This window comes from Sorangium sp. So ce385 (assembly GCF_051474135.1).
Taxonomy (GTDB): Bacteria; Myxococcota_A; Polyangia; order Polyangiales; family Polyangiaceae; genus Sorangium; species Sorangium cellulosum_D.
The window spans coordinates 13,698,157-13,712,174 of the sequence record NZ_CP150337.1 but is presented as its reverse complement, the minus strand read 5'-3'; the positions used below and the strand labels follow the sequence as shown (position 1 = coordinate 13,712,174).

11 protein-coding genes are annotated in these 14,018 nt (G+C 74.0%); 3 read left to right on the top strand and 8 right to left on the bottom strand.

The window, feature by feature from the left end:
• Positions 1-23: 23 nt before the first annotated feature.
• On the bottom strand, positions 24-1,889 hold the full coding sequence (locus tag WME83_RS50230) for a hybrid sensor histidine kinase/response regulator (protein ID WP_437316821.1): 1,866 nt from the start codon (positions 1,887-1,889) through the stop codon (positions 24-26).
• A gap of 639 nt (positions 1,890-2,528) precedes the next feature.
• Between WME83_RS50230 and WME83_RS50225 the strand changes: the two genes are divergently transcribed.
• A complete protein-coding gene (locus WME83_RS50225; protein ID WP_437316820.1) occupies positions 2,529-3,140 on the top strand; it encodes an NADPH-dependent FMN reductase in 612 nt (203 codons plus the stop codon).
• 12 nt (positions 3,141-3,152) lie between these two features.
• Positions 3,153-4,571, top strand: coding sequence for a sigma-54-dependent transcriptional regulator (locus WME83_RS50220; protein WP_437316819.1), 1,419 nt, complete (start codon positions 3,153-3,155; stop codon positions 4,569-4,571).
• Here the strand turns inward: WME83_RS50220 and WME83_RS50215 are convergent.
• From WME83_RS50215 to WME83_RS50195, 5 genes are all read right to left on the bottom strand, one after another.
• Positions 4,564-5,937, bottom strand: coding sequence for a sensor histidine kinase (locus tag WME83_RS50215; RefSeq protein ID WP_437316818.1), 1,374 nt, complete (start codon positions 5,935-5,937; stop codon positions 4,564-4,566). The two genes, WME83_RS50220 and WME83_RS50215, sit on opposite strands and share 8 nt — an antisense overlap.
• Positions 5,934-7,178, bottom strand: a complete 1,245-nt coding sequence (locus WME83_RS50210; protein WP_437316817.1) for an FtsX-like permease family protein — start codon at positions 7,176-7,178, stop codon at positions 5,934-5,936. Before WME83_RS50210 ends, WME83_RS50215 begins: the two co-directional genes overlap by 4 nt.
• Entirely contained in the window at positions 7,175-8,431 is a 1,257-nt protein-coding gene (locus tag WME83_RS50205; RefSeq protein WP_437316816.1) for an ABC transporter permease, read from the bottom strand. Before WME83_RS50205 ends, WME83_RS50210 begins: the two co-directional genes overlap by 4 nt.
• Positions 8,428-9,141, bottom strand: a complete 714-nt coding sequence (locus WME83_RS50200) for an ABC transporter ATP-binding protein (protein ID WP_437316815.1) — start codon at positions 9,139-9,141, stop codon at positions 8,428-8,430. Before WME83_RS50200 ends, WME83_RS50205 begins: the two co-directional genes overlap by 4 nt.
• Positions 9,142-9,250: 109 nt before the next feature.
• Complete coding sequence (locus WME83_RS50195) at positions 9,251-9,883, bottom strand: TetR/AcrR family transcriptional regulator (RefSeq protein ID WP_437316814.1); 633 nt, start codon at positions 9,881-9,883, stop codon at positions 9,251-9,253.
• 93 nt (positions 9,884-9,976) lie between these two features.
• Here WME83_RS50195 and WME83_RS50190 point away from each other — a divergent pair, with 93 nt between their 5' ends.
• The gene (locus tag WME83_RS50190) at positions 9,977-10,717 is read left to right on the top strand and encodes a 3-oxoacyl-ACP reductase family protein (RefSeq protein ID WP_437322138.1); all 741 of its coding nucleotides are present in this window, start codon (positions 9,977-9,979) and stop codon (positions 10,715-10,717) included.
• A gap of 35 nt (positions 10,718-10,752) precedes the next feature.
• On the opposite strand, the gene WME83_RS50185 is transcribed toward WME83_RS50190, so the two are convergent.
• Both WME83_RS50185 and WME83_RS50180 read right to left on the bottom strand, forming a co-directional pair.
• Positions 10,753-11,631 (bottom strand): hypothetical protein, encoded by an 879-nt coding sequence (locus WME83_RS50185; protein ID WP_437316813.1) that lies wholly within the window; start codon positions 11,629-11,631, stop codon positions 10,753-10,755.
• Positions 11,632-11,680: 49 nt separating this feature from the next.
• Positions 11,681-13,750, bottom strand: coding sequence for a leucine-rich repeat domain-containing protein (locus WME83_RS50180; RefSeq protein WP_437316812.1), 2,070 nt, complete (start codon positions 13,748-13,750; stop codon positions 11,681-11,683).
• Positions 13,751-14,018 lie beyond the last annotated feature (268 nt).

Genomic DNA, 14,018 nt, shown 5'->3' with positions numbered 1-14,018 from the left:
GCGCTCGGCCCCGCCCGAGCGCGCTACCGCTCGCCGCCCGCGATGTGCGCGAACAGCACCTCGGGGGCGATCGGCTTGACCAGGTGGGCGTCGCACCCCGCCTCCCTGGACCGGCGCACGTCGTCCTGCTGGCCGTACCCCGTGAACGCGACGATCCGCAGCGCGCCGGCGCCCACCTCGCCCCGCATCCTCCGGGCGACCTCGTAGCCGTCCATCGCCGGCAGGCCGATGTCGAGCAGCACCACCTCGGGCGCGAACGAGCGCGCCGCCTCCAGCGCCGAGGGCCCGTCGTGGGCCAGCGCGGTCACGTGGCCCGCCTGCTCCAGGAGGAGGACGAGGGCGTGCGCGTGGTCGCGGTTGTCGTCCACGACGAGGATCCGGCGCGCGAGCGTGCCCGAGACCGGCCCGGCCGCGCCCTCGGCCTCGGCCGGCGGCTCCACGGCCGGCAGGCGCACCGTGAACTCGCTGCCGCGGCCCTCGCCCTCGCTCGCCGCCGCCACCGAGCCGCTGTGCATCTCGACGAGCCGCTTCACCAGCGTGAGCCCGATGCCGAGGCCGCCGCGCGCGCGGCCGAGCGTCGGGTGCGCCTGCTCGAACAGGTCGAAGATGCGCGGCAGCATCTCCTCCGGGATGCCGTACCCCGTGTCCTTCACCCGGACGACGATCTCCGACCCCTCCTGGCGCGCCGAGAGCCAGATCCGCCCGCCCTCGCGGGTGTACTTCGCGGCGTTCGTGAGCAGGTTGACGATCACCTGCTCCAGGCGCGCGGTGTCGCCGAACACCGGCAGCGGCCGCGGGCCCACGTCGAGCGCGAGCTCGTGCTTCGAGGCGTCGATCAGCGGCGCGGCCGCCGCCACCGCCTGGTAGACGACGTGGCCGAGATCGAGCGGCTCCTGCTTCAGCGTGATCTTGCCGCGGGTGATCCGCGAGACGTCGAGCAGATCGTCGACCATGCGGCCGAGCTGGCCGAGCTGCCGCTGCATGACCGCCTGCGCCCACGCCCGCCGCGGCTCGGGCACCGTGGGCATCTGCGAGATGCGGAGCGCGAACTGGATGGCCGAGAGCGGGTTCCGGAGCTCGTGCGCCAGCATCGCGAGGAACTCGTCCTTGCGGCGGTCGCCGTCGAGGAGCGCCTGCTCGGCCTGCTTGCGCGCGGTGATGTCGTTGAAGGAGACCGCCACGCCGTCGCCGACCTTCACCGCCATGTTGCGGACCCACACGCGGTGCCCGCGGGCCGTGTACGCGATCTCCTTGTCGTGCGCCTCGCCGGTCTCGACCACGCGCACGTAGAGCGGGAAGAGCTCCGTCCGCTGGTCGGGCATCAGGTCGAGGAGCCGCCGGCCGACGAGCGCCGAGACGGGCACGCGGAGGAGCCGGCCGGCGGCCGGGTTCGCGAAATCGAAGAGGAAATCGGCGATCCGGCCCGCCTCGTCGCGCACCGGGCGCAGCACGATGAACGCGTCGAGCGAGAGCTCCTGGGCCGCGCGGAAGCGCTCCTCGCTGCGGCGCAGCGCCTCGTCCGCCTGCTTGCGGTCGGTGATGTCCTCGACCACGCCGACCGCCCGCACCGCCTTGCCGCGCTCGTCCCGGAACACCGCGCCGCGCACGACCACCCAGCGGACGCCGCCGTCCTTCCGGACGAACCGCTTCTCGCTGCGCCACTCGCGCTCCGGGCCGTGGGCGACCCGGTGGAAAACGGCGAGATCCCGCGCGCGGTCGTCGGGGTGCGTGAGATCGATGAAGGTGCGCTCCAGGAGCTCCGCCTCGGAGTAGCCCGTCAGCGCGCAGAACGCCCGGCTGACGGCGAGGATCCGCGCCGTCGACGGCTCGCCCGTGGCGACCGCCACGCCGGCCAGCTCGAGCGCGAGGTGGAGATCACGCTCGCTCAACAGCGCCGCGGGTGCCCGGTCGAGCTCGCGTCGAAGGGCGCCGTCGCCGGAGCTCTCTGCCCCGGATAACGAGGCATTCTCCGCGTCTTTCCGCTCTTCTCGAGTCCCCGTCACCCGCCCTCCCCCGGCGACGCCCCGCCGGATTGCCGGCCAGCGGGCCGGCGGCCCGGCGCGCGCGTCGCGGCCATCGTAGACCAACGGGGCGCTCCTGACAGTGACGAAACGAGCCGGCCCGGCGCGTCGCAGAAGCGCCATGGACGCGGCCCTCCGTGGACCGGAGTCGCCTCTCGCCAGCGACCGCGCCCCTCGACTCAGCGCCTGTCGACAGCGCGGGTCGGCGCCGCGCCGGGCGCGGGATAGCGAGGGAGAAAGCTCAATGATCTCCCGGTCTTCTCACCTCCACGGGGCGCCGTCCGGGCCAGGGCGGCGCGGGCGATCCACCCGCTCCGCCGAGCGGGTGGATCGCCCGCGCCGCGAGGTCGCCCGCGACCTCCGCGGCGCTCGCGGGCGCCGCGCGACGCCGGAACCGCGCCGTCGAGGCCCTCGACGGGCCGCGCGAGCGCGGGGTAGCATCGCGCGCCTCGATTCACCGATTGCAAGGAGCGCCCCGCGGCGCCTCGACCGCCGCGCGCAAACCCTATGAAGCTCGCTGTCATCTCAGGTAGTCACCGCAATGGCTCCGAATCGGGGAAGGTCGCCCGCTACGTGCAGCAACAGCTGTCGTCGTCGCCGGACGTCTCCTCCACCTACCAGCTCGATCTCGCCGACAACCCGCTTCCGCTCTGGGACCCGGAGGCCTGGAAGCCCTCGGAGAAATGGGAGCGCCTCTGGTCGCCCATCTCCGCCGAGCTCCGCGCGTCGGACGCCTTCGTGATCGTGGCGCCGGAGTGGCACGGCATGGTCCCCGCGGGGCTGAAGAACTTCTTCCTCTTCTGCACCAAGGGCGAGCTCGCGCACAAGCCCGCGCTCATCGTCGGGGTCTCCGCGGGCCCGGGCGGCGCCTACCCGATCGCCGAGCTGCGCATGAGCAGCTACAAGAACTCCTACCTCTGCTACATCCCGGATCACGTGATCGTGCGCAACGTCCGCGAGCTCCTCAACGATCCGGCGACGCCGAAGTCGCCCGACGACGAGCGCATCCGCGAGCGGCTCCAGTACGCGCTGGGCCTCCTCCTCCAGTACGGCAAGGCCCTGCAGCAGGTCCGCGCGAGCGGCGCCATCAACCTGGCCAAATACCCCTACGGGATGTAGCCGCCGGCCCGGGTGCCGAAGATCCTCGTCATCGACGATCAGCCCGCCGTCTGCATTGCGCTGACGACGCTGTTCGAGCTGCACGGGCTCGAGGTCCGCGTCGCGTCCACGCCCGACGAGGCGATCGCGGCGGTGCTCGGGGACGAGCTCGGCGCCGTGGTCCAGGACATGAACTTCCGGCAGAGCGCCACGTCGGGCGAGGAAGGGATGGCCCTGCTCCGCCGGATCAAGGCCGTCGACCCCGAGCTGCCCGTCGTGGCCATGACCGCGTTCACGTCGATCGCGGGCGCGGTCGAGCTGATCAAGGCCGGGGCGAGCGATTACGTGCCGAAGCCGTGGGACGACCAGAAGCTCGTCGCCACGGTGAGCAACCTCGCGCGGCTGCGCTCGCTCGAGCAGGAGAACGCGCGCCTCCTGGCCCAGCGCGGGCGCGCGCGGCACAAGCTCGCCGAGCGCCACGACCTGGCCGGCCTCGTGTACGTGAGCGACGCGATGCACGAGGTCGTGAGCCTCGCGGTCAAGGTCGCGCCCGCGGACGTGCCCGTGCTCATCACCGGGCCGAACGGCACCGGCAAGGAGCTCCTCGCCACCCTCGTCCAGGCCAACTCGCGGCGGCGAGATCGGCCGTTCGTCAAGGTGAACGCCGGGGCGCTGCCCGACGAGCTCGTCGAGGCGGAGCTGTTCGGCGCCGAGGCGGGCGCGTTCACCGGCGCCACGCGCCTCCGCGTCGGCCGCTTCGAGGAGGCCGACGGCGGCACCCTGTTCCTCGACGAGATCGGCACGCTCTCGCTGAACGGCCAGAAGAAGCTGCTGCGCGTCCTCCAGACCGGCGAGTACCAGCGGCTCGGGAGCAGCGTCACCCGCAAGGCCGACGTGCGCGTGCTCAGCGCGACGAACCGCGATCTCCCGCGCGCGATCGCCGAGGGGTCGTTCCGCGAGGACCTCTACTTCCGGCTCAACGTCATCGAGCTCGCGCTGCCCGCGCTGCGCGATCGCCCCGAGGACATCGTGCCGATCGCGCTCCACCTGCTCGAGCACCGGATCGCGCGCGGCGCGGGCGCCGGGGAGCGCGTGACGCTCGGCCCGCGGGCGCGCCACGCGCTCGCCGAGCACGACTGGCCGGGCAACGTCCGCGAGCTCGAGAACCGGCTCACGCGCGCCGCGCTCGTGCGCAAGGGCGAGACGATCGAGCCGCACGACCTCGGGCTCGACGCCGCGGCGCGCGCCCCGCTGGCGCCGGGCGGCGCGCCCTCGGCCGCGCCGCCGGCCGGCGCTCCGGCCCACGCCTCCGAGCGCGCCGAGATCGAGCGCGCGCTCGTCGAGGCGCGGGGCGTCGTCGCCAAGGCCGCCGCGTCGCTCGGGCTGAGCCGGCAGGGGCTCTACCGGCGCATGGACCGGCTCGGGATCCAGATCGAGCGCAAGCTCAAGTAGCGCGCTCGTCCGGCGGCGGCGGCAGGCGGCACTCGACCTCGGCCCCTCCCCCGTCGCGGCGCCGGAGCGCGAGCGCGCCGCCGTGCGCGATCGCGATCTCGCGGCAGAGCGCGAGGCCGAGCCCGCGGCCCTGCTGCTTTGTCGAGTACAGCGGCAGGAGCGCCTTGCCGAGCGCCTCGTCGGCGAGCCCCTCCCCGCGGTCGGCCACCGTGAGCGCGAGCTCGCCGGTCGGCAGGCGCCGCACCGAGACCTCGATATGGTCCGGCGGGCTGCCTGCCTCGGCGGCGTTCTTGAGCAGGTTCAGGAGCAGCTGCTGGATCTGCGCCGGGTCGAAGAAGCCGGGCTCGTCCGGCGCGCCGCGGAGCGTGAACGGCGCGAGCCCGCGCAGCCGCTCGAGGAACGGTCGCCACGCGACGCGCTCCGGGGCGGGCGGCGGCAACCGCGCGAGCTCGGCGTACGCGGCGAGGAAGCGGGCGAGGTGCGCGCTCCGCTCCTCGATGGTGTCGAAGACGACGCCGAGGCGGTCGCGCTGGTCCGGGCGATCGAGCAGGAGGCGGCCCGAGTGGAGGAGCGACGAGATCGGCGCGAGAGAGTTGTTGAGCTCGTGGCTGATCAGCCGGATGGCGTTGCGGTAGAGCTCCGCCTCCCGGCGCGAGATCTCGCGCGTGAGCGACCGGACCGAGACGAGGACGTGCGCCTGGGTGTTCAGGCGGAACGCGCGGCGGGCGACGTAGAGCGTCTCGAGCTCGCCGTTGCGCTCGACCGACACGAGCGCGTCCCGGCCCGAGGCGATCGCGGCGCGGAGCTCCTCGGGCTCGCCCGCGAGCAGCGAGGAGAGCGTCCGCTGGCCGACGCGCTCGCCCCCGGCGAAGAACGCGCGCGCGGCGCCGTTGCCGTACACGACCCGGCCCGCCGCGTCGTGGAGCACCATCGCGACCGGCGCGGCGTCGAGCGCCGTCTCGAGCAGGAGCTCCTTCTGGTAGAGGTCGTCGCGCTGCGCGCGCAGCGCGTCGCCGAGGCGGTTGTGGCGCTCGACGAGGTCGCCGATCTCGTCCCGGCGCCCCTGCCGGACGCGCATCGTGTAGTCGGCCTCGGCGAAGCTCGAGAGGCCGTCGGTCACCGCGCGGATCCGGCCGATGGCGCGGCCGAGCAGGGCGCGGGAGGCGAGCGCGCCGGCGGCCAGCGCGAGCCCGAGCCCCGCGAGGGCGGCCACGATGAGGGGCGCCTGCGACCGCGCGGCGGCGAGGCTCCCGGCGCACGCCGCGGCGGCGCTCACGGCCAGGACGAGGGCGTGGCGGACCTGGAGCGGCACGCGGAGCGGCGGCCCTGGCGCGCGGGGTCGATCGCCGGGGTGGCGCGGCGTCATGAGCGCGACGCCTCCGCGGGCGAGACGGCGCTCGCGCGGCGCGCGGGCAGGAGCGCCGCGGCCATGCCGGCGAGCCAGAGGGCCGCGGCGACGAGGCCGACGGCGAGCGGGTCGAGGGGCACCTCGAGCTCGGGGGCGGCGGCGCGCGCCGCGGCCCGGAGCGCCGCGAGGGCGACGGCGCCGGCGGCGAGGCCGGCGGTGGTGAGCAGCGCGTTCTCGGCGAGCACGAGGCGCGCGACGTCGCCGCGGGTGGCGCCCAGGGCGCGGCGGATGCCGATGGCCTGGCGGCGCTCGGCCACGAGCAGCGAGGCCATGCCGACGCGGCCGAGGAACACGACGGCGAGCATCAAGCCGATGAGGGTGAGGGCGAGCCCGCCGGCGCCGCGGTTCGTGCCGGTGTCGAGATCGACGCCCTCGTCGAGCCTGCGCACGAGCGCGACGCGGCGCGGGTCGGCGCGCTCGAGGGCCTCGCGCACCCGCGCCGCGGCGCCGTCGTCGGGGCCCGGGGCGAGCCGGACGAGGTAGGTCAGCGTGCCGCCGAGCCAGGGCGCGTCGGCCGCGATGAGGGCGCTCTCGGCGTCGGGGTCCGGCCCGAGGGCGGCGCGGAACGAGGGCACGACGCCGACGATGACGAGCGGCCTCTGCCGGGCGCTCCGGCGCACGACCTGCCCGAGCGCGCGGCCGTCCGGGAAGAGGCGCGCCGCGAGCGCCCGCGTGACGACCGCGGGCGTCGCGGCCGCGGGCGCGGCGTCGCCGGCCGCCGCGGGCGCGGCGTCGCCGGCCGCCGCGGGCGCGGCGTCTTCCGGGGTGAGCAGGCGCCCCTCGAGCGGGGCGAGGCCGAGGACCTCGGCGACGCCGCCGCGATCGTCGAGCATCCAGGCGAGCGCGCGCGGGCCGCCCGGGGAGAGCGCCTCGACGCGCTCGCGGTGCGTCCGGTTGAACGGCGCGTAGGTCGCCTCCGCGGCGCCGCGGACGCCCGCGACGCGCGCGAGCGCCTCGACGTCGCGGCGGACCGCCGCCGCGTGCTCGGCGCGCGACGCGAGGCTCGGGCCGTCGCGGTGGGTCACGGCGAGGAGCAGCGACCGCGTCTCGATGCCGCGCGGCACGGACGCGGCGTGGGCGTAGTGGAGGGCGAGCCCCGAGGCGTGCACGGCCACGGCGAAGCCGAAGGCGGTCTCGAGCACCGTCAGGAGCGCGGGGGTCTTCCGGCGGGCGAGCGCCCGGACGAGGGGGCCGATCACGAGCGCCGGAGCCCTTCGGCCGGGGGCGTCCTCGCCGCGCGGTAGGCCGGGTACGCGCCGGCGAGGAGGCCGGCGGCCATCGCGGCCGCGAGCGCCGCGGCCGCGGTGCGCGCGTCGAGGTGGTAATCGACCGGCCGCAGGTGGATGACGCGGTTGACGAGCGCCAGCGCCGCCGCGGCCACGCCGAGGGCGAGCGCGGCGCCGATCGCGGCGACGAGCGCGACCTCGAGCAGGAGCTCGAGGAACACGCCGCGGGAGGTCGCGCCGAACGCGCGGTAGACGGCGATCTCGGCGCGCCTCGCGCGGAGCTTCCCCTCGAGCAGCCGCGCGACGTTGAGCGTGCAGGCGCCGAGGACCACGTCGGCGAGCAGGGCGAACAGGGTCGCGCCGGGGTCGTCGGCGCGGAGCGCGTGCAGGCGCTCGCGCGGTACGAGCTCGGCCCCGAGGACGCGCCGTCCCCGCGCGCGCTCGCGCTCGACGTGGGCGTCGAGCTCGGCCTGGAACGCGGCCCGGCGGGGCTCGTCGGGGAGCTCGACGAGGAGATCGGGCCAGCCGTTGTCGGAGGCCGCGAGCGCGTCGAAGCCGCCGCCCGGGTCCTCGGTCTCGCGGAGCAGGAGCGGCCGGACGCCGAGCGCCACGCCGGCGGCGCTCGGCGCGAAGACGAGGGGGACGCGCGGGGCGCGCGCGCCGGGCGGGGCCGGGACCGCGACGACGCCGGCCACCCGGAACGGCGCGCCGAACAGCCGCAGCGCGCGGCCGACCCCGCTCGCTCCGGGGAACAGCGCGCGCTCGGCCGCCTCCGAGAGCACGACGGGGCGCTCCTGCCCGGCGCCCTCCGCCGTCGACCAGAGCGCGCCGCTCCGGACCGGAGCGCCCATCATCCCGAGGAGATCGCGGGTGCAGAAGACGACCTGGACCGGCGCGAGCGGGCCGTCGCCCGCGCTCCCGGCCGTCATGGCGGCGAAGAGATCCGACGCGCGCGCGGGGTGGCGGCTCTCGAGGAGGACGCGGTCGCGGTAGCTCGGCGTGTCGATCCCCCTCGGGTCCACGAGCGCGCCGCCCTCCCGCCGGATCGACACGACGTAGATCCCGCGCGCGGCGGCGAACGGGTCGGACGCGCGCCCGTGGAGGACCGCGCGCGACGCCGTCCACGCCGCGAGGCCGAGGGTGAACGCGAGCAGCAGGATCGCGGTGTGGCCCGGCTGCCGGCGGAGGCTCCGGAGCGCCAGCCGGAGCGCATCGCCGGCGCTCACGCGCGGCTCCCGGCGCCGTGCGCGAGCGCGGCGGGCGCCGGCGCCCACGGATCGATCAGCTTCCCGTCGAGCACGTGCACCTGGCGGCGCGCCCGCGCGGCGAGCTCCGGATCGTGGGTCGTCATGACGATCGTGGTGCCGCCTTCGTGGATGCGCTCGAGGAGGTCGAGGATCTGCCGCGCCGAGCGGGAGTCGAGGTCGCCGGTGGGCTCGTCGGCCAGGAGGAGCGCGGGCTCGCCGACGAGCGCGCGGGCGATGGCGACGCGCTGCTGCTGGCCGCCCGAGAGCTCGCTGGGCCGGTGGCGGAGCCGGGCGCCCATGCCGACGTCCGCGAGCGCGCGCAGGGCCCGCTCCCGGCGCGCGCGCGCGGGAAGGCCACGGACCCGCAGCGGCACCTCCACGTTGTCGCACACGTCGAGGTCGGCGATGAGCTGGAAGCTCTGGAACACGAAGCCGATCTTCCGGTTCCGGACGGCGCTCGCGCGCGCGTCGGAGAGCCCCTGCATCGGCTCGCCGTCGAGGAGGTACTCGCCCCCGTCGAGCGGGTCGAGCAGCCCGGCGACGTTGAGGAACGTCGTCTTTCCGGAGCCGGAGGGGCCCATCACGCTGAGGAACTCGCCGCGCGCGACGTGGAGCGTGAACCCGGAGAGCGCGTGGGTCTCGATGAGGCCCCGCCGGTAGACCTTGGTGACGTTCGTCATCCGCAGCATGTCCGCCTCGTCGCCCCCTCGGCCCGGCGCTCAGGCCTGAGGAGCTCGGGAGATCGCAGCCAGGGCACGGTGGGAGAGCTCGCTCGAGACCGCCGTCGTCGAGGGCAGCCTACGGGCGGCGCGGCGCGCCGGGCCATGCCCGCACCGCGACCTCGACGGCCGCGCGGAGGCTCTCCCGCGATGCGCCGTCCCGCGCCAGGACCGACATCCCCAGCAAGACGGTCGCGTAGAACGTGGCCAGCGCGGCGGCGTCCGTGTCGGGGGCGAGCTCGCCGTCCTCGATGGCTCGCTGGATCCGCGCCTTGAGCCCGCACTGCGAGGCCTCTCGGTGCCCCCGCAGCAAGCCCTGGACGGGCTGGGCGCCGGGGGAGCACTGGGTCCCGGCCAGCGCGACCATGCACCCGGGCGGATGATCGGGCCGGGTGAGCTCGTCGGCCGCCGTCTCGAGCAGCCGCTGCACCGCGCCCCGGGCCGTCGGCTCCTCGGCGAAGATGCGGCTCATGTACCCGCCCTGCCCGGCGAGGTACCGGTCGACCGCCGCCCGGAACAGCTGCTCCTTGCCCCCGAACGTCGCGTAGAGGCTCGACGGGCTGATGCCCATCGCCGCGCTCAGCTCGTCGAGCGACGCCCCCTCGTACCCTCGCTCCCAGAACAGGACCATCGCTCGCTCCAGCGCCGTGTCCTGATCGAAGCAGCGCGGCCGCCCTCGTCCCCGCTGGAGTGCCCCCGTCGCTTTTTTCATAACGGTCGTTCCAAAAATCGCTTGACGGACTGCAACAACCTACTTAGCTTCTTTTTAAGGAACGATCGTTCCAAAAAAAAGGGAGAAGCTGCGATGGGTACGTTGAAGGGCAAGGTTGCGCTGGTCACCGGGGGTTCGCGGGGTATCGGGGCGGCGATCGCCAAGCGATTGGCGCGCGAGGGCGCCGCGGTGGCCATCACCTATGCCGCGTCGCCCGCGAAGGCGGAGGAGGTGGTGCGCGCCATCGAGGCGGCGGGCGGCAAGGCGATCGCCCTGCGGGCGGACAGCGGCGACGCCGAGGCGGTGAAGGGCGCCGTCGCCCAGACGGTGAAGGCCCTGGGCCGGCTCGACGTGCTGGTGAACAACGCAGGCATCGCCGCCATGGCGCCCATCGATCAGTTCTCGCTGGAGAAGTTCGATCGCCTCATGGCGGTGAACGTCCGAGGCCTCTTCGTCGCGGCGCAGGAGGCTGTCCGCCACATGGGCGAGGGCGGGCGCATCATCAACATCGGGAGCATCTCCGGCGACGTGGCGCTCATGGCCGGGATGTCGGTCTACGGCGCGACAAAGGCGGCGGTCGCCGGCCTCACACGCGGCTGGGCCCGGGATCTCGGTCCACGCGGCATCACGGTCAACAACGTCCAGCCTGGCCCCGTGGACACCGACATGAACCCGGCCGACGGCCCGCTCGCCGCCGGGCTGAAAAGCCAGATCCCCATCCAGCGCTACGGACAAGGCGACGAGGTCGCCAGCATGGTGGCGTACCTGGCCGGCCCCGAGGGCGCCTTCGTCAACGGCGCCAACCTGAACATCGACGGCGGCGTCACCGCCTGATCGCGCCGGTTTTGCCGCCCAGGCACGCTGCGACGCTACGCCTCGTCCTCCACGAGCGTCACCGCGAGCAGGGCGCCCCCCGGCGCGATCGCCCGCAGCGCCGCGGGGACGGCCGCGAACTCGAGGCGCTCGACCTCCTCGGCAGCGACCGAGGGTCGCACCAGGATCGAGCCAGGGGCGCGCTCCGGGGCCGGCGCATCGCCGTCGAGCTCGGCAAGCGACATCCACACGAGCCCGTCGTGGTCGCCGCGCACCGCATGGGCTGTCGGGTCGACGCAGCACTGGGCCGCGAGCAGCACCAGGTGCGCGATGTCGACATCGACCTCGACGGCGCCGGACGCAGGATCGACACAGGAGGCCGCCTCCACGGCGTCGGGCACGAGCTCGCTCCAATCGACCTGTGGCGTCCACGAGGGCTGCGCGACGAGGCGCCCCAGCTCGAGCTCGCGATCGAGGACGGCGTCGTCCGCGGCGAGCTCGCGCAAGACATCCACGCGCTGCGCTGCGAGCGAGAGCGAGTTGTCGACGACGGTCGACCCCTCGACGAGATCGGCGCCTGTCGCGCGGGCGCGCAGCGCCGCCGTCACCTCGTCGCGCGAGAGCCCGAGGGCCGCGGCGAGCGTCGCGATCCGCGACGCCGCGATGGGCGAGCGCATGCCGGCGAGCGCGCGGTCGAACGCCGGCCGCCGCCGCGCGAGGAACCCGAGCAGGTCGTCGAAGGCAAACGCGCGGGGCACCTGGCCTTCGATCTCGGCCGGCGTGACCGCGTGCCGCTCGCGGAATGTCGCCTGCAGCGCGGCGTGGAGCTCCTGGGCGGCCTCGAGGTCTGCCGGAAACACCCACGCTCCCGGAGGGAAGAGCGCGCGCCCCTGGCGGCCCCGGACGGCGAAGCGCTCGGCGCAACGGACGGTCATGCCGGCATGGCTATCACGGGTGAGCTGGCGCGTCAGGCGCTTCCCCGACTCAGGGCGGGCAGGTGCCTGTGCCGTTGTTCTCCTCGAACACCATGAGAGGCGGCCAGTCGAGGCGCTCCAGGAGCGCCTCGACCTCGCAGCTCGGCAAGCTCTCGTTGTCCCGGATCTCCATCGTACCATTGATCGATCGAGCTCCCAGGTCGCGGAGCGTCTCGAGCGACCCGTTCCCCTCGACGTTGAGACGATCGATCGTGGTCAGGTCCTCGAGCCCGGTCAGCCCGACCAAGGCGTCATTGTCTCGGAGGGTGAACTGGCCCACGCGAACCAGGCCGCGCAGAGCATCGATGTCGACGAGCGCCGGGTTGTCGGCGAGCGTCACCGTTTGGATCGCGCCGTCGCCCGCGCCGAGCGAGCCGAGCCCGTCGAGGCTGGTGAGCGCGGTGTTCTTGGAGATATCGAGCCCGTTTCGCGCGTTGCGGAGGCCGCTCAGGCCCACGAGGCTCGTGAGCCGAGGATTGTCGTAGATCTCCAGCCGATCGAGCTCCGAGACCTGCTCGAGCCCCGTGAGGCTCACGAGCCCGGAGTTCTCGGCCACGGAGAGAGCTGACATTTCAGCAACGCCGGCGAACCCGGACAGGTCCGCGAGGGCGCCGCAGCCGGTGATGGACAGCTGCCCCAGCCGTGTTGTGTCGCCGAGATCGATGGTGGCGAGCCTGGGGTTGTTCGAGAAGTACAGCGACGGCGCGTGGTCCACGTCCGAGCGAAGGTGCGCGAAGGCGTTGGCGCTCACCAGCTCGGGGTTCGCTTCGACCACGGCTTCCTGGACGACATCGCGGAGCGAGGGCACGCCGTCCAGGCTATTCATCGCCGAATTGCCGCTGACGACGAGGACGTCGGTGGTCTCGAGCGCATCGAGCCCGGTCAGGTCCACGAGCCGCTCGTTCGAGTAGATGGCGATGCGACGCGTGGAGACGAGGCCATGCAGGCCCGCGAGGCTCGTGAGCCGAGGGTTGTCGATGATCTGGAGCCCATCGAGCTCCGAGACCAGCTCGAGCCCCGTGAGGCTCACGAGCCCGGAGTTCTCTCCCAGGACGAGAGTCGACATCTCCGTGATGCCGGCGAACGCGGACAGGTCCGAGAGGGAGCCGCAGCGGGTGATGGACACCTCGGCCAGCCGTGTCACGTCGCCGAGGTCGATGGTGGTGAGCTTGGGGTTGTTCGAGAAGGAAAGCGACGGCGCGCGGTCCAGGTCCGAGCGAAGGTGCGCGAAAGCGTTGGCGCTCACCAGCTCGGGATTCGAGTCGACGGTGGCTCGCAGGACGCCGCGGAGCGAGGGCGCGCCGTCCAGGCTGTTCATCGCTGAATTGCCGCTGACCACGAGGGCGTCGGTGGTCTCGAGCGCATCGAGCCCGGTCAGGTCCACGAGCCGCTCGTTCGACGAGATGCCGATGACGCCCGCGGAGACGAGGCCGTCGAGGCCGCGCAGCGAGCCCAGCTGCCGATTCTCCCGCAAGGTGAGCTTCTTGACGGCCGTGAGCCGCTCGAGGCCCCTCAAGCTGACGAGCCCGTCGTTCCCGGAGATGAGGAGCTCCTCGAGGCCCTCGGCGCCGAGGCCCTCGAGGCTGGTCAGCGCGTCGTTGTCGACAAGGTTGAGCCACCCCCGGCGCAGGCCGCGCAGCCCGTCCAGCGTCGCGAGCCGGTCGTTGCCCTCGATCCAGAATACCCCTTCCTCGACGTCGTCGAGGCCTGACAAGGACTCGAGGGCATCGTTGTCGACCACGCGCCACTCGGCTGCTCTCACCCCGACGCCGGCGACGCTCTCGAGGAGCGGGTTCTCGGTGATCAGGACGGCCACGGCCTCTCGCAGGCTCTGAAGCCCGCTGAGGCTGAGCAGCGAGGAGTTCCGTATCACCTGCAGCTGGAGCCCAACGTAGGAAAGGGCGCCGAGACCCTCCAGGCTGGACAACCTCGTGGTGTCCATGATCTGGAGCTTCCCCTTGATGGTCCTCAGACACTCGAGCGGGGACAGGTCGGAGACGTCGCCGCCGATGGTGAGCGTGCCATCGAGCACGGTTACGCCGCGCAGCTCCTCGAGATCGTCCTGGTGAGTGACGCTCAAAGAGCCGCTGTACACGCGCGGATCGCACCCCGGCTCGGCGCCCCCCGCGCCCGCGTCCGGCTCGCTTGGCATGCCTGTCGACGAGGTTCCGCCGCCTGAGCTGGAGGCCGCCACGGCGTTCGCCGGGCCGCCGTCGCCCCCGGCACCGCCGGCGCCTCCAGCACCGCCGGCGCCCCCAGCACCGCCAGTTCCTGTCGTCGATCCGACCTCGCCTCCGTCCGCCGGCGGTTCTTCGATGTGGCGCTCGATCCGACCCCCGCAAGCCGGC